20 protein-coding genes are annotated in these 22,759 nt (G+C 36.4%); 13 read left to right on the forward strand and 7 right to left on the reverse strand.

Annotation, left to right across the window (positions count from 1 at the left end; all coding sequences use genetic code 11):
- The first annotated feature begins 7 nt into the window (after positions 1-7).
- The 4 genes from rplJ to rpoC all read left to right on the forward strand — a co-directional run bounded on the left by rplJ (position 8) and on the right by rpoC (position 9,154).
- Positions 8-520, forward strand: a complete 513-nt coding sequence (rplJ, locus tag R3E91_05550) for a 50S ribosomal protein L10 (protein MEZ5315650.1) — start codon at positions 8-10, stop codon at positions 518-520.
- Between the two features lie 35 nt (positions 521-555).
- Positions 556-948 carry a 50S ribosomal protein L7/L12 gene (rplL, locus tag R3E91_05555; GenBank protein MEZ5315651.1) on the forward strand — a complete coding sequence of 131 codons (393 nt, stop codon included), beginning with the start codon at positions 556-558 and terminating at the stop codon, positions 946-948.
- Between the two features lie 252 nt (positions 949-1,200).
- Positions 1,201-4,965, forward strand: coding sequence for a DNA-directed RNA polymerase subunit beta (rpoB, locus tag R3E91_05560; protein ID MEZ5315652.1), 3,765 nt, complete (start codon positions 1,201-1,203; stop codon positions 4,963-4,965).
- 46 nt (positions 4,966-5,011) lie between these two features.
- Complete coding sequence (gene rpoC, locus R3E91_05565) at positions 5,012-9,154, forward strand: DNA-directed RNA polymerase subunit beta' (GenBank protein MEZ5315653.1); 4,143 nt, start codon at positions 5,012-5,014, stop codon at positions 9,152-9,154.
- Between the two features lie 35 nt (positions 9,155-9,189).
- On the opposite strand, the gene tal is transcribed toward rpoC, so the two are convergent.
- Entirely contained in the window at positions 9,190-10,161 is a 972-nt protein-coding gene (gene tal / locus R3E91_05570) for a transaldolase (GenBank protein MEZ5315654.1), read from the reverse strand.
- Positions 10,162-10,398: 237 nt separating this feature from the next.
- Entirely contained in the window at positions 10,399-10,884 is a 486-nt protein-coding gene (locus R3E91_05575) for a hypothetical protein (GenBank protein ID MEZ5315655.1), read from the reverse strand.
- A gap of 133 nt (positions 10,885-11,017) precedes the next feature.
- Between R3E91_05575 and R3E91_05580 the strand changes: the two genes are divergently transcribed.
- A complete protein-coding gene (locus tag R3E91_05580; GenBank protein MEZ5315656.1) occupies positions 11,018-11,392 on the forward strand; it encodes a hypothetical protein in 375 nt (124 codons plus the stop codon).
- Between the two features lie 154 nt (positions 11,393-11,546).
- Here R3E91_05580 and R3E91_05585 read toward each other — a convergent pair whose 3' ends face one another.
- The 4 genes from R3E91_05585 to R3E91_05600 all read right to left on the reverse strand — a co-directional run bounded on the left by R3E91_05585 (position 11,547) and on the right by R3E91_05600 (position 13,376).
- The gene (locus R3E91_05585) at positions 11,547-12,017 is read right to left on the reverse strand and encodes a hypothetical protein (GenBank protein ID MEZ5315657.1); all 471 of its coding nucleotides are present in this window, start codon (positions 12,015-12,017) and stop codon (positions 11,547-11,549) included.
- Complete coding sequence (locus tag R3E91_05590; GenBank protein MEZ5315658.1) at positions 11,986-12,432, reverse strand: hypothetical protein; 447 nt, start codon at positions 12,430-12,432, stop codon at positions 11,986-11,988. The genes R3E91_05585 and R3E91_05590 overlap by 32 nt, the downstream gene beginning before the upstream one ends.
- A gap of 29 nt (positions 12,433-12,461) precedes the next feature.
- Positions 12,462-12,776, reverse strand: coding sequence for a hypothetical protein (locus tag R3E91_05595; protein ID MEZ5315659.1), 315 nt, complete (start codon positions 12,774-12,776; stop codon positions 12,462-12,464).
- Positions 12,777-12,899: 123 nt separating this feature from the next.
- A complete protein-coding gene (locus R3E91_05600) occupies positions 12,900-13,376 on the reverse strand; it encodes a hypothetical protein (protein MEZ5315660.1) in 477 nt (158 codons plus the stop codon).
- Positions 13,377-13,607: 231 nt separating this feature from the next.
- Between R3E91_05600 and R3E91_05605 the strand changes: the two genes are divergently transcribed.
- From R3E91_05605 to R3E91_05640, 8 genes are all read left to right on the forward strand, one after another.
- Positions 13,608-14,234: a V-type ATP synthase subunit E gene (locus tag R3E91_05605; protein MEZ5315661.1), complete on the forward strand. Its 627-nt coding sequence runs from the start codon at positions 13,608-13,610 to the stop codon at positions 14,232-14,234.
- A gap of 9 nt (positions 14,235-14,243) precedes the next feature.
- On the forward strand, positions 14,244-15,038 hold the full coding sequence (locus R3E91_05610) for a DUF2764 family protein (protein ID MEZ5315662.1): 795 nt from the start codon (positions 14,244-14,246) through the stop codon (positions 15,036-15,038).
- Complete coding sequence (locus R3E91_05615) at positions 15,035-16,813, forward strand: V-type ATP synthase subunit A (protein MEZ5315663.1); 1,779 nt, start codon at positions 15,035-15,037, stop codon at positions 16,811-16,813. Before R3E91_05610 ends, R3E91_05615 begins: the two co-directional genes overlap by 4 nt.
- Positions 16,810-18,108: a V-type ATP synthase subunit B gene (locus R3E91_05620; GenBank protein ID MEZ5315664.1), complete on the forward strand. Its 1,299-nt coding sequence runs from the start codon at positions 16,810-16,812 to the stop codon at positions 18,106-18,108. The genes R3E91_05615 and R3E91_05620 overlap by 4 nt, the downstream gene beginning before the upstream one ends.
- Positions 18,109-18,172: 64 nt before the next feature.
- The gene (locus R3E91_05625) at positions 18,173-18,784 is read left to right on the forward strand and encodes a V-type ATP synthase subunit D (protein ID MEZ5315665.1); all 612 of its coding nucleotides are present in this window, start codon (positions 18,173-18,175) and stop codon (positions 18,782-18,784) included.
- Positions 18,774-20,693 carry a V-type ATP synthase subunit I gene (locus R3E91_05630; GenBank protein MEZ5315666.1) on the forward strand — a complete coding sequence of 640 codons (1,920 nt, stop codon included), beginning with the start codon at positions 18,774-18,776 and terminating at the stop codon, positions 20,691-20,693. Before R3E91_05625 ends, R3E91_05630 begins: the two co-directional genes overlap by 11 nt.
- A gap of 10 nt (positions 20,694-20,703) precedes the next feature.
- On the forward strand, positions 20,704-21,126 hold the full coding sequence (locus R3E91_05635) for an ATP synthase subunit C (GenBank protein ID MEZ5315667.1): 423 nt from the start codon (positions 20,704-20,706) through the stop codon (positions 21,124-21,126).
- Positions 21,127-21,130: 4 nt separating this feature from the next.
- Positions 21,131-21,541 (forward strand): hypothetical protein, encoded by a 411-nt coding sequence (locus R3E91_05640; GenBank protein MEZ5315668.1) that lies wholly within the window; start codon positions 21,131-21,133, stop codon positions 21,539-21,541.
- Between the two features lie 44 nt (positions 21,542-21,585).
- Here R3E91_05640 and R3E91_05645 read toward each other — a convergent pair whose 3' ends face one another.
- Positions 21,586-22,638 carry a 3-deoxy-7-phosphoheptulonate synthase gene (locus R3E91_05645; protein ID MEZ5315669.1) on the reverse strand — a complete coding sequence of 351 codons (1,053 nt, stop codon included), beginning with the start codon at positions 22,636-22,638 and terminating at the stop codon, positions 21,586-21,588.
- Between the last annotated feature and the right edge of the window lie 121 nt (positions 22,639-22,759).

The following is a 22,759-nucleotide window of genomic DNA, read 5'->3' on the forward strand; positions in this document are numbered from 1 at the left end:
GGTAAAAGTGAGAACAGAGAAAAAATTTCTTCTTGGTGCAATTAAAGATAAAATCGAAAACTCTAATGGGTTTGTAATTACTTGTTATAAAGATTTTTCAGCAGCACGAGCTCGTCAATTTCGTGATCAAATTGCTCAAATAGGAGGGGAATTCGAAGTTGTTCCTAAACGTGTTTTTATTAAAGCAGCTTTTGACCAAGGAATTGAAATTAATCCTACTTATCTTGAGGGGCATATTGGAGTAGTGTTTTCCTTAAATGATCTTACTCAACTGATTAAAACCACTGTAAAATATGGGGATGATCATGATCAATCTATCAAAGTCTTAGGTGGGCATATTGAAGGAGAATTTTGTACTGCTGAAGAAGTTACAACGATTGCCACTCTTCCAAGTCTGGATGAAATGCGTGCACAAATTCTTGGTCTTTTTGAGGCTCCATTGTCTCATTCTGTAGGAGCAATCCAGGCTCTCCTTACTGCTCTTCCTTATTGTTTAGAAGAGAAAGGAAAGAAAGACTAAAATCGTTTAAATTTTTTTAATTAGAGGTAAATAAAGTGACTACGGAAAATTTAGAAGGGATTGTTGAAACTCTTAGTAATTTGAAAGTAAAAGATCTTGCTAAGTTAAAAAAAATGTTAGAAGAATCATGGGATGTCACAGCAGCCGCTCCAACCAGTATTGCTGTTGCTCCAGCGAGTGTTGTTGAAGAGAAAGTTGAAGAAGCCACAGATTTTCAAGTTACTTTAAAAGAGGTGCCTGCAGATAAAAAAATTAGTGTCATTAAAGTAGTTCGAGAAATTACGGGTCTTGGTTTAAAGGAAGCAAAAGAAATTGCTGAGAGTGCTCCTAAAGTTTTGAAAGAACGAGTTCCTAAAGCAGAAGCAGAAGAGATTCTTAAAAAGATCGAAGCTACTGGTGCTAAGGCTATAATGCAAGGGGTTTCATGACCATTATTTTTATCTCTGTAAGTTACAAATTGTTTTCATAGCTTGAGGCTTTATATATTGGAGTTTCTTGTTTTTAAAAATTTAATTTTAATTCCTAATTATATTTATTTGTGGCTAGAGGTTTTTTAAGGAATATTCTTCGAAAATCTTTTTTTTCTGTATGGGGATTGATAATAAGCTGTTATCAATGCCTTTTTTCATTCTAAGAAGAGATGTTACATAGTTCTACAAAAAAAGCTAGGGAGCAAGCACATGCTAAAGAGACGGCCAGATCGGATCAGCTTTGTTAAGAAGGAAGAAATTATTGATCTTCCTAATCTAATTGAAATTCAACTTAAATCGTATAACCAGTTTTTACAAGCTGATAAATTTGCAGAGGATAGAGAAAATATTGGTTTAGAAGAGGTTTTTAGGGAAATTTTTCCTATTAAATCTTATGATGAAAAAACAATTTTAGAGTACCTTACTTATAATCTTGGAGTTCCTAAGTACTCACCTGAAGAGTGTATTCGTCGTGGAATTACCTATAATGTGACCTTAAAAGTGCATTTTCGTTTGACTGACGAAACAGGAATTAAAGAAGAAGAAGTCTATATGGGCACAGTCCCTGTGATGACTGAAAAAGGGACTTTTATTATTAATGGTGCTGAGCGTGTTGTAGTCTCTCAACTTCATCGATCTCCTGGTATTAATTTTGAGCAAGAACGCCATTCAAAAGGGATGATTTTGTCCGCTTTTAGAATTATTCCCTACCGCGGAAGCTGGCTTGAGGCTGCATTTGATATTAATGACTTTATTCATATCTATGTGGATCGTAAGAAACGCCGTCGTAAAATTCTGGCAACAACCTTTATCCGCGCTCTTGGATATTCTACTGATGCCGATATTATTGAAGAGTTTTTTAGCGTTGTTGAAGTGAATTTGAAAAGTGAGAATGATTTTGCAAAATTTGTTGGTCGAATACTTGCTCATGATCTGATTGATAGTGAAAGTGGTCTTGTTTACGGTAAAGCAGGTGAGAAATTAAGTACAGCTATGCTTAAACGCATTTTTGATGCGGGTATTAAAACATTCAAACTAGCTGAAGATGTTGATGAGAATCATCCGATTATTAAGATGCTGGCTAAAGATCCAACGGATTCTTATGAATCAGCTTTGAAAGATTTTTATCGTAAGATCCGCCCTGGTGAACCTGCAACCCTTTCAAATGCTCGCTCTGTGATCATGCGTCTATTTTTTGATCCTAAGCGTTATAATTTAGGACGAGTTGGTCGCTATAAACTCAACCGAAAATTAGGTTTTGAAATCAATGATGATGCTCTGTCAATTATTACTCTTAGAAAAGAAGATGTTGTTGGTGCATTGAAGTATTTGATTCGTTTGAGAGATGGTGAAGAAAACATGCAACTTGATGATATTGATCATCTTGCTAATAGGCGTGTGCGTTCTGTCGGTGAACTCATTCAAAATCAGTGTCGAGTGGGTTTAGCTAGAATGGAGAAAATCATTAAAGAACGGATGAATTTATTTGATTTTTCTTCTGACACATTAACCCCAGGTAAGATTGTTTCAGCAAAAGGATTAGCAGGGGTTTTAAAAGACTTTTTTGGTCGTTCACAGCTATCTCAGTTTATGGATCAGACGAATCCAGTAGCTGAATTAACTCATAAAAGAAGACTTTCTGCTTTAGGGCCGGGAGGATTAAATCGAGAACGAGCTGGCTTTGAAGTTCGCGATGTTCATGCAAGCCACTATGGAAGAATCTGTCCGATTGAAACTCCTGAGGGGCCAAATATTGGTTTAATTACTTCTCTCTCTTCTTTTGCTAAAATTAATGAATTTGGTTTTATCGAAACGCCCTATCGTATTGTAAAAGATGGAGTTGTAACTGATGAAATTGAGTATATGACTGCCGATATAGAAGAAAGATGTGTCATTGCTCAAGCTTCTGCGCCCTTAGATAAATACAACATGTTTGTAGAATCCATTTGTTGGGCTCGTTATAGGGGAGAGTCTTTAGAAATTGAAACTGAGCGCGTCACTCATATGGATGTTTCTCCGAAACAACTCGTTTCAATTGTCACAGGCTTAATTCCTTTTCTTGAGCATGATGATGCGAATCGAGCTTTAATGGGGTCAAACATGCAGCGTCAAGCGGTTCCTCTGTTAAAAACAGAAGCACCAATTGTAGGAACAGGTTTAGAAGCACGTGCAGCACGTGATTCAGGTGCTGTGCTTATTGCGGAAGAAGAGGGCGTGGTTGATTATGTTGATGGATTGAAAATTGTGATTGCCTCAAAAGCTAATCCTTTGGAAAAGAAAGCCTATCAGCTAAAAAAATTTATGAGATCAAATGCTGGTACCTCGGTCAATCAACAACCTCTTTGCGGAATTGGTGATGAAATTCAAGCAGGAGATGTCATTGCAGATGGACCCGCAACAGAGCAAGGAGAAGTGGCTTTAGGCAAGAATGTCCTTGTAGCATTTATGCCTTGGTTTGGATACAACTTCGAAGACGCAATTATTATTTCTGAAAAATTATTACGTCAAGATGCCTACACATCAATCTATATTGAAGAGTTTGAACTGACTGCACGAGATACTAAACTCGGTAAGGAAGAAATTACACGTGATATTCCAAATGTATCTGAAGAAGCACTTCTTCATCTTGGAGAAGATGGGATTATTCGGATTGGGGCTGAAGTTAAGCCAGGGGATATCCTTGTTGGGAAGATTACACCAAAATCTGAAACAGAACTTGCTCCTGAGGAGCGGTTACTTCGGGCGATTTTTGGTGAGAAAGCTGCGGATGTTAAAGACGCTTCTCTGACTGTTCCTCCGGGTACAGAGGGAGTGGTAATGGATGTAAAGGTGTTTAGCCGTCGCGATCGTCTTTCTAAAACAGACGATGAGCTTGTTGAAGAAGCGACTCATCTGAAAGATCTCCAAAAAGACTATAAGCAAAAGATGATGCATTTAGTCATAGAAAGGCATGAAAAATTAGGGGCACTTCTATTAAATGAACCATCTCCTGCTGCAATTATTCATCGCAGGACTGCAGAAGAAATTATTCCAAAAGGAATTGTGTTTAAGCAGGATCTAATTGAAAAACTGGAAGAAGAAGATCCAATTGATTTGATCATGCCTAGTAATGAAATCTATGACTTACTAAGAGTGATTTTGCGTGATTATGAAACTGAGTTACAGAAACTTGAGATGCAGCATAAAACAGAATTAGAGCAATTGCGTAAAGGAGATGCTGATTTAGATCCAGGGGTGATTCGTCAAGTCAAAGTCTATATAGCTTCAAAAAGAAAGCTTCAGGTTGGGGATAAAATGGCAGGTCGACACGGAAACAAGGGAGTGGTCTCAAAGATCGTTCCAGAAGGAGATATGCCTTATTTGCCAACCGGAGATACAATAGAAATTATTTTAAATCCTCTTGGGGTCCCTTCTCGTATGAATATGGGACAAGTACTAGAGACGCATCTTGGATTTGCGGCTAAAAAGGCGGGGATTTACGTTAAGAGTCCTGTTTTTGAGGGTTTTCCTGAAGATCGTATTTGGGAAATGATGCGCGAACAAGGGCTTCCCGATGATGGAAAATCATTTCTTTACGATGGAAAAACAGGAGAACGTTTTGATAGTCGTGTAGTCATTGGCTATATTTACATGTTGAAATTAAGCCATCTTGTTGCTGATAAAATTCATGCCCGTTCAATTGGGCCTTATTCTTTAGTCACTCAACAGCCTTTAGGTGGTAAAGCTCAGATGGGTGGTCAGCGTTTTGGAGAAATGGAAGTATGGGCTCTAGAAGCTTATGGAGCAGCTAATGTGTTGCAGGAAATTATGACTGTGAAATCTGATGATGTATTAGGAAGGACTCGTATTTATGAATCGATTGTAAAAGGAGAAAATTTACTTTATCCAGGAACTCCAGAGTCCTTTAATGTGTTAATAAAAGAGATGCAAGGATTGGCTTTAGATGCTCGTCCTTTAACAGTTCATGAAGGATAAATTTGAGTAGTGATCTGTCTAAATAATCTATTGTGGAGAGCCGTGAATGTTTGAAGAGTCTCAAAAAAATCGTTTTGATAAGTTAAAAATCGGAATCGCATCGGATGCTGTTATTCGAGATAAGTGGTCCCTTGGAGAGATAAAAAAACCTGAAACTATTAACTACCGTACATTTAAGCCTGAAAAGGGAGGACTTTTTTGTGAAAAGATTTTTGGTCCCACAAAAGATTGGGAGTGTGCTTGTGGTAAGTATAAAAAAATCAAACACAAAGGAATTGTCTGTGATCGATGTGGTGTAGAGGTGACTCTTTCAAAAGTTCGTCGAGAGAGGATGGCACATATTGAGCTTTCTGTTCCTGTTGTCCACATCTGGTTTTTTAAGTCAATGCCTTCGCGTATTGGTAATGTTTTAGGCATGTCTTCGAGTGATCTTGAACGGATTATTTATTACGAAGAGTATGTGGTTATTGAGTCTGGTCAAACTGATCTTGAACGTAAACAACTACTAAATGATGCAGAGTATCGAGATGCAATTGAGAAGTGGGGCCATGGAGCTTTTGACGCAAAAATGGGTGGAGAAGCGGTTGCTGATTTATTACGTAATGAAGATCTCGATGGGTTATTAATAGATCTCAAAGAAAAACTCAGAAGAACAAAATCTCAACAAGCTCGCATGAAATTGGCTAAGCGCCTTAAGATTGTAGAAGGATTTGTCACCTCTTCTAATAAGCCTGAATGGATGGTGATGCGATCCATTCCTGTCATTCCACCTGATTTAAGGCCACTAGTTCCTCTTGACGGGGGACGTTTTGCTACTTCAGATCTAAATGATCTTTATCGTCGAGTGATTAATCGCAATAATCGCTTAAAAGCTATTTTACGTCTTAAAACACCTGACGTAATTGTCCGAAATGAAAAAAGGATGCTACAAGAGGCAGTAGATGCTCTTTTTGATAATGGTCGTCATGGTCATCCAGTCATGGGAGCAGGAAATCGTCCATTAAAATCCCTCTCTGAAATGCTTAAAGGAAAGGGAGGACGCTTTCGTCAAAACCTTCTTGGTAAAAGAGTAGATTATTCAGGTCGCTCTGTGATTATTGTAGGACCTGAGTTGAAGTTTAATCAGTGTGGAATTCCTAAAGACATGGCTCTTGAGCTTTTTGAACCTTTTATTGTGAAACGATTAAAAGAATTAGGATATGTCTATACGATTCGTTCAGCTAAAAAAATGATCCAACGGGGAGCACCTGAAGTATGGGATGTCCTTGAAGAGATTATAAAAGGCCATCCAGTCATGCTGAACCGAGCTCCTACTCTTCATAGACTTGGGATTCAAGCTTTTGAACCTGTGCTTATTGAAGGAAAGGCCATTCGGATACACCCTCTCGTTTGTTCCGCCTTTAATGCGGACTTTGATGGTGATCAAATGGCTGTTCACGTTCCCTTATCGATTGAAGCTCAGCTAGAAACAAAAATTTTAATGATGGCTCCTGATAATATTTTCCTGCCTTCTTCTGGTAAGCCTGTTGCGATTCCTTCTAAAGATATGACTTTAGGACTCTATTATTTAATGGCAGATCCTATTTATTTTCCTAAAAAGACCAAAGTGTTTTCGGATCAAAATGAAGTGCTATTAGCTCTATCAGCTGCTGATAGTATGACTTTATTTAATGAAAGAGGTAAAAAAAGCAACAGATATGACACCACAGGTCGGGGTTTACATATTCATGAAAAAATTCAAGTAAGGATTGAAGGATCCATTATTGTTACGACACCAGGTCGAGTACTTTTTAATAAAATTGTACCAAAAGAACTTGGATTTCAGAATTACAACATGCCAAGCAAACGCATGAGTCAGTTGATTCTTGATTGTTATAGAAAGGTTGGATTAGAAGCAACAGTTAAATTTTTAGATGATCTTAAAGATCTAGGTTTCTCTCAGGCTACAAAAGCAGCGATTTCCATGGGGATTACTGACGTACGTATTCCTAAAATTAAGCATAAAGTCATTAAGGATGCGTATCAGAAAGTAGAAGTTGTGCGTAAACAATATGAAGATGGAATTATCACTGATGGTGAGCGAGAGTCAAAAACAATTAGCATTTGGACTGAAGTCTCAGATTATCTTTCTGAAACTCTGTTTGAAGAAGTAAGTAAAGTCGAAGATTCTCGCCATAATCCTCTCTTTTTAATGATTGATTCTGGAGCAAGGGGAAATAAGTCTCAGTTGAAACAACTTGGTGGTTTACGTGGTCTGATGGCTAAGCCAACAGGAGAGATTATTGAATCTCCAATTACCTCTAATTTTAGAGAAGGTTTAACAGTGATTGAATATTCAATTTCCTCTCATGGCGCGCGTAAAGGTCTTGCGGATACTGCTTTGAAAACAGCAGATTCAGGTTATTTGACTCGTCGACTCGTTGATGTGGCTCAAGATGTCATTGTGACTGAGTTTGATTGTGGCACGTTGAATGCAATTGAAGTTTCAGGAATTAAACAGGGACAAGAAGAATTATTACCACTTAAAGATCGTATTTACGGTCGAACAATTGCTGATAATATTTATCAACCTGGTGATAAGAGTAAACTGCTTGCAAAAGCTGGCGATATTCTAACAGCTCAACAAGCTGAATTGATTGATGATGCAGGAATTGAGAGTGTAAGAATTCGTTCTCCATTAACATGTGAAAGTCGACGAGGAGTTTGTGCAAATTGTTATGGAATGAATTTAGCTAATGGACGTCAGATTGGATTAGGAGAAGCTGTTGGAATTATTGCCGCGCAGTCCATTGGAGAACCGGGGACTCAGTTGACAATGAGAACATTTCATTTAGGAGGGATTGCTGCAGCTACTTTTAGTCCTGAGATTGTTGTGGAAAATGAGGGAATTGCTGTCTATATGGATTTAAGAACAGTTGAGGATTCGCATGGAAATTCTTTGGTTTTAAATAAAAATGGAGCATTACATGTTGTGCGTGATGAGGGACGTAAACTCCAAGACTATAAGAAACTTCTTAGCACAAAATCTATAGAATCTCTTCAAATAATTCCGCTTGAGCTTGGAGCTAAAATTCTTGTTAAAGATGGAGCATCTGTCCATCCTGGACAAAAAATTGTAGAAATTGAGCTTCATAACATTCCTATTATTTGCGATCGTTCCGGATATATTAAATACGAAGATCTTGTGGAAGGTATTTCAACTGAAAAAGAAATTAATAAACAAACTGGACTTATAGAATTAATCGTAAAACAACATCGAGGTGAGCTACATCCTCAAATTGCAATTTATAATGATCCTGATTTTAAAGATTTAGTGGGTACTTATGCTATTCCAGCTGGAGCTGTTTTATCTGTAGATGAAAAGCAACACATTAAACCTGGTATGCTTCTTGCACGTCTTCCACGTGGTGCGATTAAGACGAAAGATATTACGGGTGGGTTACCACGAGTTGCAGAATTAGTTGAAGCACGTAAACCTAAGGAAGCAGCTGAGATTGCAAAAATTGATGGTTTAGTTGACTTTCGTGGTGTTCAGAAAAATAGACGCATTGTGATTGTACGTGATGAGACAACAGGAATGGAAGAAGAGCATCTTATTCCACTCACTAAGCATTTAATTGTACAGAGAGGAGATAATGTATTAAAAGGACAACAATTGACGGACGGACTTGTTGTTCCACACGAAATTCTTGAAATTTGTGGTGTACGTGAACTACAAAAATATCTTGTTAACGAAGTACAAGAAGTTTATCAACTTCAAGGTGTAGATATTAATGATAAACATATTGAGATCATTGTACGACAAATGTTACAAAAAGTTAGGGTCATTGATCCAGGTGATACCACTCTTCTTTTTGGAGAAGAGGTACATAAGAAGCAGTTTTACGAAGAAAATCGACGTACGATTGAAGAAGGTGGAAAGCCAGCTCAAGCTGCTCCTCTATTGCTTGGAATTACAAAAGCTTCACTTGGAACTCAGTCCTTCATTTCCGCAGCTTCATTTCAAGACACAACACGTGTTCTAACAGGCGCGGCTTGTGCAGGAAATACGGATTATCTTATGGGATTTAAGGAAAATGTGATTATGGGCCATATGATTCCTGGTGGAACAGGCTTTGACAATCATTATCGAGTGAAACAATATCTTGACTCTGAAGAACAAGAAGAACTTGCTTTTGATTTTGGTTAATTCGGTAATATCAAATCTACTAGGGAAAGGTATTTTTATACAGCCGAAGCCATGTGTTTGAGAATGTGTTTTTCAAGCTTAAGAGTGTCTTTAACAAAATTCCGAATTCCTTCAGAGAGTTTTTCAGTTGCCATTGCGTTGTTATTTAATTCGAAGCGAAAGACAGACTCGTCAATTTTTAATTCTTGGATAGACATTTTCTTAGATATCTCTTGAGAAAGTTTAGGTTTAATCATTCCTTGACTATTCTTTAAAATGTCCAATAGCTTTGGTGAAATGGTCAATAAGTCACAACCAGCTAGTTCCAAAATCTCATCGACATTGCGAAATGAAGCTCCCATAATTTGGGTTTTATACCCAAATTTTTTATAATAATTATAAATTTCTGTGACTGAGAGGACACCTGGATCTTTTTCTGGTAAATAATTTATGACATCTTGATGTGCTTGATACCAATCGAGAATACGTCCGACAAAAGGAGAAATGAGTGTTGCACCAACTTCTGCTGCTGCAACTGCTTGCACTAGGCTAAACATGAGAGTCATATTACAATGAATCCCCTCTTTTTCAAGAATTTGTGCAGCTTGAAAGCCTTCCCAAGTTGAAGCAAGTTTGATTAAAATACGTGCACGATCAATACCTTCTGCTTCATATAACTCGATTAAATGGATTGCCTTTTTTATACTTTTTTGTGCATCAAAAGAAAGACGAGCATCGACTTCTGTGGATACCCGTCCTGGGATAATTTTTAAAATTTCAAGACCAAAGTTAACAAAGAGCTTATCCATAATAAGATGGAGTCTTTCATTTTGATTGCATTTTTTACTCATTCCCCAATGGATGGCATCATGAATCAAGTATTGATAAGCTTCCTCAGAAGCAGCTTGAAAGATTAATGAAGGATTAGTCGTTGCATCAGTTGGTGCATATTTTTTAATGCTTTTGATATCACCTGTGTCACAAACGACTGTCGTTATCTGCTTTAATTGATCTAGTTTAGACAGCATAGCACACCCTATTTATTGGCTTATTATGGCAATAAAAATACATATATTCTTACATTGTATAATAAAATCATTAAAAAATATCATTATTTAAAATTTCTTAAATAGAAAAATAAAATCTTTTTAAAGATTTGAATATAAATTAGATGAAATTTTCAATTTTTCTATTCATGATGAGCAATAAAAAATTTTATCTAATTTTACCTTGTATTTGTTAAACAATCTCTGTTTATATCAATTCTAATGATGAATAGTTCCTTTGATCAAGCAATGAATATGAGCTGTTTTTTCATTTTCATTAAAAGCTTTTTGCTTTAAATAGGCAGCTCGATGTAGACCTTTTTTAGTCATGATCATCCGTACTAATTCATGTTCTCCCTTTGGAAAAAAACGTTCATAGATAACGTCATTTGGGTCATTTCTAATGATTTGCCACTTGACAAGAGGACTTTTCTTCTGTTCACTAATCATTGCTTCTTCAGCTGTTGACCCCTCAATGAGATGAGAATCTTTAAATTGAATTGTTAAAAGTTCTGGCCAATTTGCACCATTCTCTTCTTCTCCAATAAAATGAGAAATAGAGGATCCATTGTCATCTGCAGATTCTTTCACTTTTTTCCAAATATTTTTTTCTTCAAATGGGATTAAAAACGTTTCATCGAAAGTATAGCTTGCTTCAAGATGAGAGATGAAAACAAACAGAATGAATAAAATAAATCTTCTCATGGTATGAAAATATGATAAAACACCAAGTATATATTTTTTTATTCTTTTAATAAAGAAAATAAAAAATTTAACTTTGAAATTTATCAAAGAGTTTGATAAATTGAATGTGATTTTTAATTGAGTTTGATTGACGATGCAAGTAGGACATAAACTTCAGATTCATTGCCAAGAATGTGAGGCTCCTATTTTTTTTTCTGTCCTTGATCAAGACCATTTTACTAAAATCCTCCTCTGTAATCAATGTGGTCAAAAATACGCATTTGAGGATACCACTCTACTTAAACACCTCCACCAATTTGAATCTCTTTGTCATCAAATTCATGCATCGCAAGACATTTTAGGAGAAGCATCGATTGCAATAGATGTAGGTTCCCATCATGTGAAAGTCCCTTTTAACATTCTTTTAACTAGGCTCAGCTCTGTAATTGATTTAGAAGTGAAAGGAAAAAAAATCTCTGTTGCTTTTCGTATTGAGCCTCTTAAAGATGTACCTGATGCATTCAATTAAAAAATAGTCTGTAGAACTATTGTGATTAAAAAAGAAGAAAGATCTATTGTTCATTATGAACAATAGATCTTTCTGGTTTGCATAGGAACCATTTCTTTAATCATCATATTAAAAATTTTTAATAATATTAAGTTTGACTGTCTCTCCATTAGAATCATTTTTTGTAGAGTTTAAAAAAATTTGAAGATAGAAGATCGGTCTGGTATCTATCTAGATAAATATGGATATTTTGATGGTTTTCTAACGAAGAGATGAGTTTTTCAGTGGCTTCTTCAGATAACAGAAATTTTTGTCCTCCTCTCATACGTGTGGCTTTGTAAGAAAATATCTTTTGTTCAATCAAAAATACAACAGGAACTTGGTTAGATCCATCTAGAGAGAGGGGAATTGGGTGAGCAGAAATAGTAAGATATACTACTGTTCCAAATGCTCCTTTTAATAATTCTACATTGATGCCATTGATTGGATCTTTGGTTCGATGGAGGATACGATGTGAGTTCCATTGTCGATGTGTTGAAGAAGTCTGACTATATGACCATTCTTTATGTGCAATACAGGCTGGAAGGAGTAAAAGTAACCATATATAATTCGACTTATGGTGCAGTGTGGCTATGAACGACTCCATTGTTTGATCCGATGATGAGGGTTGCTGCAGTAACGATGACTGCAATGCCTAATCCCACATAGACAATATTTAAACCACACTGGGTAGAGGTAGAAGTAGCTGGTGGGGTGCAAGGATTTGGTTGAGGGTGTTCATCACAACTACAAGGATAGCAGTTGCAACTAGGGCAATATCCGTGATTATAGTTTTGGTAGTCTAAAAAGGTATTACTACTTTCAGTACATGCGGGATTAGATTTTGGTTGAGGGTCCTCATCAACACAACTCTCATCAACACAACTACAAGGATGGCAGTTGCAACTAGGACAGTATCCGTGATTATAGTTTTGGTAGTCTAAAAAGGTATTACTATCGGCATGAAGCAGTGAATGAGAACACATTAAGAAGATAATTAGTTTTGAAAAAAAAATACGCATGAATTTCATCTAACCATAATTAGGCTTATTTAGATATGTTGATGTGTGGTACTAGATCCATTTCCAGAGACTAAAATAATAGCTGCTGCTCCAGCAATCGCTACTATGGCTACACCGATCGCACAAATAGAGATACCACATTTAGTTCCACAAATTGGAGCACACGGATCACATGAAATTTTCCGAGATGGATGGGAGCAATTGGATGAACAAGAAGAGCTATTACATTCAGAAGAATGTTCATGAGGATAATGTTGGTCATGAGAATGAGGAGCATCAGCTCCTTTTACGGGCATTACAGATCCGATAATAAACACAGACAAGAGCAAGACCATGGTTTTCATAGTGCGGTCTCCATTTCTAAATTTTTTATCTTAAACATCGGAATGAGAAATCACTCCAAAACTAAGTAGCGGCTTATAGCAGTTTTGAAATTTGCATGCAACCCACAACAATGTGTTGTTTGATTATTTAGTGATAGAAAAAGATTGAATCGATTTAAAGATACAAGGTGAAAGGGAAGCAAATTCTTCTTGTAGTGATGTTGCAGTAACAACATAAGCTTTACTATCCTTCAATATGACTGCTTGAATAAAACGGATATGACCCCATTGAGTCGTTTTGTCGATCTGGAGTAATTGAGCATTTCCTGCTTTCGTCTCAATCGTTCCTAATTGTTTGCATTGGCTATCTCCTTGTGCCTCATGATAGGATTTTGCGAGTGCTAAATATTTCTCAAGCTCAAGAGAAGTTTCTTCAGAAGCAATGTTCAGAGAGGGAGTAAATGGGGTTTTTCCTTTTCCAATATAGATTAAGGAGACTTTTTGAGGAAGTTGTTCAGGATCACTCACACAATCCCAACCTTTTGGTGGAATGATAGAAAGATGTTCTGCTAAAAGCAGGCATTTTAAACAAAACAAAATTAAAAAGAAAAAAAATCGCATCTTTATATCCTCCATTGTATTTCGAAATCATAAATATTTCATATCTAATTGAGCGACCTCATCATTTTTTTTGTGAGCATAAGTATTTGAAACATAGAATAGACTTGAATATAATCCTATTTTTTGTAAAAACTCTTCTCTTTCTTTCAGAAAAACAAACTATTTGTTCAAAAAATAATTTAGTGGATATTCTAAAGAAAAATCGAATAAATCGACTAAAGGTTTAAGATAATGGAGAGATTAGAAACTGGCAAAGACAAAATTAAAAAGATTTGCGACATTCTTAAGCATGAAACTTTGGAACCTGCTAAAAAAGAAGCTCAGCAGATTATAGAAGCTGCAGAAAAAGAAGCTCATCAGATCATTCGGGATGCGGAGATTAAATCTGAACAGATCCTCAGTGAAGCAAAAGCTAAAATTGAAAGAAAAAATGCCCTTTTTCACCATTCTCTTCTTCAAGCTCATCAGCAAAGTTTAGAAACATTAAGAGAAGAAATTTCTAATAATTTTTTTAATCATGAATTAGATGATTGGCTACAAAAAAATATAGTTGATCCAGAATTGGGGGCCAAATTAATCAATGTCTTAATCAAAGCAATTGAGCAAGAAGGAATGAGTGTCGATTTTTCAGCCATCGTACCCACAAAAATTCCTGCAGAGAAGATTAATGCGATTTTAGGTAGAAGTATTTTGGAAAAATTGAGAGAGAATAGTGTGGTAGTTGGGGATTTTATTGGTGGGGTTCAAATTAAGCTTCATGATCGGAATTTGACACTTGATTTAAGTGATGAAGCTCTAAAAGAATTGATTGGAGGGTATATTCGAAAAGATTTCCGCGACATTCTCTTTGGGTCCTAACGGAATAAAATGACAGAGTATTATTTTTTAGCAAGCCTTTTACCTCCTTTAGAAATAGGTCATCGTCCAGAACTAGGATTTTCTGATTTAAAAGAGCTATTATCAATGAATTTGACTCAAGAAGATCAAGGGCAAGTGCATCGGTTTCTTCGATTAATTGATATTGAAAATTTTCGTTCTTATTGGGCAGGAGAGACTTTAGACCCGAGGGGAAACCTCAATCAAGAAGAGATAGAAAGGGCTTTAGTCAATATGCAATGGTCTTTTGAGGAAGATTTTCCTTATTTCTTACAGGATTATTTAACTAAATACCATACCAATGAGGAGAAGCTTCGCTATTTTTCTTTTCTTCTCAGTCAATTTTTTGAATTAAATATAAAAAACGAAGTTGGATTTCTAAAAGAATACTATCTTTTTCTCAAAGATCTTAGCCTAGTAATCGTTGGATTTCGAGCTAAAATATTAGGACGGAATTTAGCATTTGAACTTCAGTATGAGGATATATCAAATCCGATTGTTAGTGAAATTTTGGCACAAAAGGATGCAAAAACATATGAACCTCCTTTCGATTATAAAGAATTAAAATCCATTTTTGATAACAATAAGAACTCTCCTGAAAGTTTGCATAAAATGCTGATGGAATATCAATGTAATAAGATTATTGAGTTCTGGGGAGGAGCAGTATTTAATCTGGATCGTATTCTAAACTACATGGCCCGTTTGATTTTAGTAGAAAGATGGCTTGAACTTGATGTTCAAAACGGGATAGAGATAATAGACACCATTGAGAGGGAAATAGAATGATCAATGAAGAAAAAATCGTTTCAAAAGCGACTGGTCATGTTGTACGTGCTTTTGGGAACTTGCTAAAAGTAAAATTCAAAGGTCATGTGCGACAAGGTGAAGTAGCTTTTGTTGAAGTTGGAGAGGCTCAACTTAAAGCTGAAGTTATTGAAATTTTAGGTGATGAGGTTAAAATTCAGGTTTATGAAGATACATGGGGAATAGAGTTAAACACTCCAGTTAGATTTACAGGAGAGCTTTTGGAAGCTGAATTAGGACCTGGTTTATTGAAGTCAATATTTGATGGTTTACAAAATCCTCTTGAAGTGGTTGCTGAGAAGTCTGGCTATTTTCTTCCACGTGGTCTTTATGCTCCTGCAATCGATCGTGAAAAAGACTGGGAATATCAACCTATTGCAAAAGTTGGGGCTGTTCTTAAGCGTGGAGATACTCTTGGAATTACCATGGAAGAGCGTTTTGAGCATCATATTATGATTCCTTTTTCTTTTTTTGGTAAAGTCACGCTAACTTGGGTGATTGCCCCAGGTCGTTACCCTGTTGACACAACTGTTGCTCGTGGAAAAGGAGAGAGAGGGGAAGAACATCTCTTTAGTATGATTCAAAAGTGGCCAATCAAGATGGAGCTTTTTGAGGGTGAAAAAATCAAACCTAAAAAAATGATGAACACTGGATTGCGGATTATAGATACGCAAATTCCTATTATGAAAGGAGGCACTTTTTGTACTCCTGGTCCATTTGGTGCAGGGAAAACAGTTTTACAACATCATCTTTCAAAATATGCAGCTGTGGACATTGTAGTTTTATGTGCATGTGGAGAGCGTGCTGGAGAAGTTGTAGAAGTTTTACAAGAGTTTCCTAAGTTAACCGATCCACACACAAATCAACCGCTCATTAATCGGACTTGTATTATTTGTAATACCTCTTCTATGCCTGTATCAGCTCGTGAATCTTCGATTTATATGGGCATTACCATTGCTGAATATTATCGACAAATGGGGTTAGATATTCTCTTACTTACAGACTCAACTTCACGTTGGGCTCAGGCACTTAGAGAGATGTCTGGTCGTTTAGAGGAAATTCCTGGAGAAGAAGCTTTCCCTGCTTATTTATCTTCTAGGATTTCAGCTTTCTATGAAAGAAGCGGTGTTGTGGCATTAAAGAGTGGTAAATATGGTTCAGTAACAATTTGTGGGGCAGTTTCCCCTGCAGGTGGAAGTTTTGAAGAACCAGTGACTCAATCAACACTTGCCGTTGTTGGGGCGTTTTGTGGTTTGTCTAAGGCTCGTTCGGATGCACGTCGATATCCTTCCATTGATAGTTTGATTTCTTGGTCTAAATATGTCAATGATGTGTCAAAACAAATTGAAGAAGAGACTGAGGGATGGGGAGCTATGGTTAAACAAGCTGATGAGATTTTAATTGAGGGAAGTGAAATTGGAAAACGTATGGAAGTTGTAGGTGAGGAAGGCGTTTCAATTGAAGATATGACAATTCATTTAAAAGCTGAGCTTTATGATTTCTGTTATTTACAACAAAATGCTTTTGATCGAGTAGATGCTTATTGCCCTTTGAATCGTCAAATTTCCCTTTTTAAGTTAATGAATCATATTTTTGAGATGCCATTTGAGTTTAATAGTCGGGATAGAGCTCGAACATTTTTTCTTCAACTACAGAGTAAAATCAAATCTATGAATTCGATTATTTTTGAAACAGATCGATACAAACAATCCCTTTCTGAAATCCAAGAATTGATTGAAACAGTAAGGAAAATATGAAAACTGTGCATGATAGAATTAATAATATCCGTGGTAACTTAGTGACTGTAACAGCAGTAGGAGCTTTTTTAGGGGAATTGGCTCAAATTGAAAGAAAAGATAGAAGTCCTATCTATGCTTCTGTTTTGCAAATTGAAGGAGATCGAGTGACTCTACAGGTATTTGGAGGAACTCGAGGGATCTCAACAGGGGATAAAGTGGTTTTTTGTAAGCGACGCATGGAAGCCACATTTGGAGATCATCTTTTAGGACGACGTCTGAACGGTACTGGTCAGCCCATTGACAAAGGTCCTAAAATTCAAGGAAAAAAAATAGCCATTGGCCAGTCTTCTTTTAATCCAGTGTGTCGTACCGTTCCTCATGAGATGGTACGTACTAATATTCCGATGATTGATGTTTTTAATTGTCTTGTTAAGTCACAAAAAATTCCCATTTTTTCTGTCGCAGGTGAACCCTACAATCAGTTACTGATGCGGATTGCAAATCAAACCGATGCTGATGTTGTAGTAATTGGAGGCATGGGTCTGACTTTTGCTGATTATCAGATGTTTGTTGATCATGTGGAAAATTCAGGTTCAGCGGAGAAAACGGTCATGTTTATCCATAGAGCAGTTGATCCTCCTGTAGAATGCTTACTTGCTCCTGATATTGCTTTAACCACTGCTGAACAATTCGCCATTCAAGGCAAGGATGTGTTGGTATTGCTGACAGATATGACGGCTTTTGCTGATGCAATTAAGGAGATTTCAATTACGATGGACCAGATTCCTGCAAATCGTGGTTATCCTGGTTCTCTCTATTCTGATCTTGCTTCTCGTTATGAAAAAGCGGTAGATATTGCAGATAGTGGGTCGATTACCTTGATGAGTGTGACTACTATGCCTGGAGATGATGTGACACATCCGGTTCCTGATAATACAGGCTATATTACAGAAGGGCAATTCTATCTCCGTGGTGGACATATTGACCCATTTGGCTCACTCTCTCGTTTGAAACAGCAAGTGATTGGAAAGGTAACTCGAGAAGATCATGGAGACATTGCTAATGCATTGATTCGTTTATACGCGGATTCTAAAAAAGCAAAAGAACGTCAAGCCATGGGGTTTAAAATTTTGCGTTGGGATGAAAAGCTGCTGAATTTTGCGAGTGATTTTGAAAAGAAAATGATGAATCTTGAAGTCAATATTACTCTTGAAGAAGCGTTGGATTTAGGATGGAAAATTTTATCAGATTGTTTTCAAAGGCATGAAGTTGGCATTAAGCAGAGTTTAGTCGATAAATATTGGGCAGGTTAATCTCTAGCATAAACATGAAACTAACTTATATTTTGGGATTTACGAAAAAATGATTTGTATTTAAATGGCAGTAGTAAAATTAACAAAAAATCAGTTACGACTTGAACAAATTCAGCTATCTCAGCTCGAAAAGTACCTTCCTACTCTTCAACTAAAGAAAGCGATGTTACAGACAGTAGTGCAGGAGGTGCGTACAGAGATTTTATTATTACAGAATCATTTTCATGAGTCTCGTTTAATTGCGACCCAATCCGCTGGGTTGTTAAATGAGCGGTTGGGCTTGAATTTTAAGTTAGCAGGCAAAGTGAAACAAGTTGAAAAGGTGTATGAAAATATAGCCGGAGTTGAGATACCTGTTTACAAAGATATTGAATTTGAGCCATTTGAGTATTCTCTTTTTGGTACACCAGCATGGATAGATGGAGTAGTTAATGAGTTGAGAATGATGGTTATTGCGCGAATTAAAGTATTGATTGCTGAGGAAAAGAAGAGAGCTCTTGAAAAGGAATTGCAAGAAGTTTCTATTCGTGTCAATCTTTTTGAAAAAAGTCTGATTCCTAAAGCTAAAAAAAATATTAAAAGAATCAAGGTTTTCTTGGGAGACCAGGAACTGACAGCAATTGGACAGGCTAAAGTGGCTAAAGCTAAGCTAGAGCAGAGGAAAAATGCGCATTGATATTAATAAATATCTTTTGATGGGCCCTATGAGCATGCGAGACCAGTGTTTTCAAGAGATTCAAAAATTAGGAATCATGGATTTTATTGCTGACAAATCATCTCGATTACAGACTTCACCGGAAATTCAGAATTTCATAGATGCGCTTCATATCTTACATCGTATGGTGCCTGTGAAGCAAGAATCTGTTCATGATGATCGCTCAGCTCCTGTTTTAGCCCATCATGTGATTGAAAGAAACCGTGAGTTAGAAGCACTTCAAGAAAAAGTTCGTGTTTTAGAAAAAGAGATGAGTCGGATTGAAATTTTTGGGAATTTTTTACTCTCTGATCTTGCAGATATTACACAACAAACTGGATGGATTTTTCAGTTTTTTTTCGCTAAAACAAGTCAATCATTAGAGGCTCCTAAAGATTCTAGAGTCATTTTTATTGATCATGCTCATGGACTTGATTATTTCATTGCAATAAATAAACAACCTACGAGTTATCACGGTTTTGTCGAAATTATTATCGAGCATTCTGTTGGGGATCTTAAGGATGAGATTGCTCAAGCGAAGCGATACATTGATGAGTATGAGACTGAATTAGCCATGCTTGCTCACAACAAAAAAGTATTGAAACGAGGACTCGTTACTGCTTTAAATCACTATCATCTTGAAGAAGCAAAAGCAGATCTCAAATCTCTTTTAGAGGGAGAGATGTTTGCAATTGAAGGATGGATTCCAAAGAACAAAATTGCAATTTTAAAAAAATTTGCTAACGAATTTAATATTTATATTGAGCCAATTCAGATTGAAGTAGAGGATAAAGTCCCTACCTATTTAGAAAATAAGGGATCTGCGCGTCTTGGTCAAGATTTAATCAGCATCTATGATACTCCTTCAAGTACAGATAAAGACCCCTCGCTTTGGGTGTTTATTGCTTTTGGGGTATTTTTTTCTATGATTCTTGCTGATGCTGGATATGGACTACTCTTATTTGGATTGTCGCTCTTTTGCTATTTTAAATTTGGGAAAAAAACCGCAGGTTTGACTAAGCGAATCACCTTATTAATGATGAGTTTATCGATTGGAAGTATCCTCTGGGGAGTCATGTTAACTTCATTTTTTGGGATTGAACTTGAGTTTGATAACAAATTACGCCATCTCTCTCTTATCAATTGGATGGTTGAACAAAAAGCAGATTATCTACTTAGCCATCATCCAAAAGCTTATATGGATCTTATTGATGAATACCCTAATTTGAAGACAGCAAAGACACCTGAGCAGTTTTTGATTGGTGTTAAACGAGATCAAGAAGGGATGGGAAGATATTTAATTTATGATACTTTTAATAAAAATGTTTTAATTGAATTAGCAATTTTTGTCGGTACTATTCATATTATCCTCTCATTTGTACGTTATTTAGATCGAAATTGGGCGGGTTTAGGTTGGATTCTTTTTATGATAGGAGCTTATCTTTATTTTCCAATTGTTTTAGGTGCTTTATCAATGATTCATTATATCTTTCATATTCCCTATGAGGTAGGGGGAGAAGTTGGAAAATATATTCTTTTTATTGGTTTGGGTCTCACTGTAATTTTGGCTTTAATTCAAAAAAGATTGCAAGGTCTTGGCGAAATTATGCATGTCATTGAAGTATTCGCAGACGTGATGTCTTATCTGCGGATTTATGCGCTTTCACTTGCAGGTATGATTATGGGAGCTACTTTTAATCAAATTGGAACCTCTATGCCCATCTATATCGGGATTTTTGTTATGATCGCTGGCCATGCGATTAATATTACTTTAGCAATTATGGGAGGAGTGATCCATGGGTTACGTCTGAATTTTATTGAATGGTATCACTATAGTTTTGATGGTGGAGGGAAAGAATTTTGTCCTTTAAAAATGATTAAATTAGATTAGGAGAATAAATATGAATTATGATGTTGTTGGGCCAGCTCTTGTCCTTGGACTCGCAATGATTGGCAGTTCATTTGGATGCGGAATTGCTGGAATGGCTTCCCATGCTATAATGGCTCGTATTGATGAGGGACATGGCAAGATGATCGGCATGTCTGCGATGCCATCATCGCAAGCAATTTATGGATTTATTCTGATGCTTCTTATGAATGGAGCCATTAAAGAGCAGTCTCTTTCTCCCTTAGGAGGTATTGCGATTGGAATTTCAGTAGGTTTTGCTTTGCTCTTCTCATCTGTGATGCAAGGAAAATGTTGTGCAACTGGGATTCAAGCTTCAGCAAAACAGCCATCCATTTATGGAAAGTGTTATGCTGCGATTGGGATTGTCGAATCTTTTTCTCTTTTTTCCTTTGTATTCGCGTTACTTTTGATTTAGAACTATGCGCCTGATCATTGGACTTATGGGCTCTCTATTTCTTTATGGATGCTACCATTGTCCTTTAGATTGTCGTTCAGAATCTCTTTATCCTGAATATTTAGCGAGTCAACATATTCTGACTCCAGATCCATATGATCATTGTTTTTTTGGCCAGCAAATTGTTATTCGATGGAATATAAAAAAAGAAGATCCTCCTCTGAGATTACTCCTTCATGTTCGTTATGGAACACGAGAATACACAACTTTTAGTTACTCTCTCACAAAGTCATCAGGTTATCAAATTTATCGTTTGATTAATGAAGCATATTGGGATCATGAAGGAATCATTTCTTATAAAGCTGAAATGTACAAAGAGGATAGGAAAATTGCTGATTGGGAACATCATCTTTGGACAGAAATTATTGAGATCTAATGATCTGTTTTTTAAAAAGATAATTTTTTCCCAAATCTTTAGTTTTAGACTGAGGTAAACGAATGAGATCTTATTTGATGATATGCTTCAAGAATGATTTTTCGAGTATTTTCCCAATCTAGGCAAGGGTCGGTAATAGAAATCCCATAGTCTAAATTGGATGAAATTGGTTGAGAACCCGCGTGCAGATAGCTTTCAACCATGAGTCCTATAATGTTTTCATTTCCTTGTAAAATTTGATTAATGATTTTTTGAAAGACTAAAAGCTGGTTAAAAGTTTGCTTTTCACAATTATCATGAGAGCAGTCGACCAGAATTTTATTACAAACCCCTGCCTTTTTGCATTGTTCAGAGGCTTTTATCAAAATTTCTCGAGCATAATTGGGGCCATTGTATCCTCCTCGGACGATTAAATGGCATAATTTATTGCCATTTGATTGAATACGTGTGATCCTTCCACTTAAGGATAATCCTAGAAAGACATGCGGGGTTCCTGAAGCAATCATCCCATGAATTGCATGATCGATACAACCATCAATAGGATTTTTAAACCCAATTGGTAATTCAAGACTAGCTGCAAGTTGTCTATGAGGTGGCGAAGTGACTGTTCTTGCTCCAATACAACCCCATGAAAGCAAATCAACATAATATTGTGTTGTAGTAATTTCTAGAAACTCACTACCTGCGGGCACACCCATGTCAGCTAATTTTGCAAGAAAAGCACGTGTTAATTGAATCCCTTTTGAAAGGTTATATGAGCCATCTAAATTCGGGTCATAGATCAATCCCTTCCATCCATGAATTGTTCGAGGCTTTTCAAAATATGCTCGCATGATCATCAAAAATTCATTTGAGACTTCTTCAGCTAACTCTTTAAAATACCTTGCATACTCAAGCGCAGATGGAAGATCATGAATAGAACATGGACCAACAATTAGGATTTTTCTTTTGTCTAAACCATTTAAGATATTTCGAATTGAAAGGCGTGTTTTTTTGATGAAAGCTGCACTTTTTTCTTTAAGAGGAATTGTCTTTTGAAGTTCTATGGGTGTTGGCACATTGCTATCAAAATCTTCAGTGAGGGAAATTAAAGTCATATTTTGTGAGGAAAACAATCGATGTTTTTTGCTCTTTCTTCATGAATAAGGCTCCAGGTATACATATTTTAGTATTTCCAGCATAGTCTTTATTCCACTTAGTTTAGTAAGATATAGATGA

This window comes from Chlamydiales bacterium, from assembly GCA_041395025.1.
GTDB lineage: Bacteria > Chlamydiota > Chlamydiia > Chlamydiales > JAAKFR01 > JAJACP01.

Coding starts and splice junctions, on each gene's coding strand:
- rpoB (MEZ5315652.1), top strand. CDS start 1,201: ATGCTAAAGAGACGGCCAGATCGGATCAGCTTTGTTAAGAAGGAAGAA.
- rpoC (MEZ5315653.1), top strand. CDS start 5,012: ATGTTTGAAGAGTCTCAAAAAAATCGTTTTGATAAGTTAAAAATCGGA.
- tal (MEZ5315654.1), bottom strand. CDS start 10,161: ATGCTGTCTAAACTAGATCAATTAAAGCAGATAACGACAGTCGTTTGT.
- R3E91_05575 (MEZ5315655.1), bottom strand. CDS start 10,884: ATGAGAAGATTTATTTTATTCATTCTGTTTGTTTTCATCTCTCATCTT.
- R3E91_05580 (MEZ5315656.1), top strand. CDS start 11,018: ATGCAAGTAGGACATAAACTTCAGATTCATTGCCAAGAATGTGAGGCT.
- R3E91_05585 (MEZ5315657.1), bottom strand. CDS start 12,017: ATGGAGTCGTTCATAGCCACACTGCACCATAAGTCGAATTATATATGG.
- R3E91_05590 (MEZ5315658.1), bottom strand. CDS start 12,432: ATGCGTATTTTTTTTTCAAAACTAATTATCTTCTTAATGTGTTCTCAT.
- R3E91_05595 (MEZ5315659.1), bottom strand. CDS start 12,776: ATGAAAACCATGGTCTTGCTCTTGTCTGTGTTTATTATCGGATCTGTA.
- R3E91_05600 (MEZ5315660.1), bottom strand. CDS start 13,376: ATGCGATTTTTTTTCTTTTTAATTTTGTTTTGTTTAAAATGCCTGCTT.
- R3E91_05605 (MEZ5315661.1), top strand. CDS start 13,608: ATGGAGAGATTAGAAACTGGCAAAGACAAAATTAAAAAGATTTGCGAC.
- R3E91_05610 (MEZ5315662.1), top strand. CDS start 14,244: ATGACAGAGTATTATTTTTTAGCAAGCCTTTTACCTCCTTTAGAAATA.
- R3E91_05615 (MEZ5315663.1), top strand. CDS start 15,035: ATGATCAATGAAGAAAAAATCGTTTCAAAAGCGACTGGTCATGTTGTA.
- R3E91_05620 (MEZ5315664.1), top strand. CDS start 16,810: ATGAAAACTGTGCATGATAGAATTAATAATATCCGTGGTAACTTAGTG.
- R3E91_05625 (MEZ5315665.1), top strand. CDS start 18,173: ATGGCAGTAGTAAAATTAACAAAAAATCAGTTACGACTTGAACAAATT.
- R3E91_05630 (MEZ5315666.1), top strand. CDS start 18,774: ATGCGCATTGATATTAATAAATATCTTTTGATGGGCCCTATGAGCATG.
- R3E91_05635 (MEZ5315667.1), top strand. CDS start 20,704: ATGAATTATGATGTTGTTGGGCCAGCTCTTGTCCTTGGACTCGCAATG.
- R3E91_05640 (MEZ5315668.1), top strand. CDS start 21,131: ATGCGCCTGATCATTGGACTTATGGGCTCTCTATTTCTTTATGGATGC.
- R3E91_05645 (MEZ5315669.1), bottom strand. CDS start 22,638: ATGACTTTAATTTCCCTCACTGAAGATTTTGATAGCAATGTGCCAACA.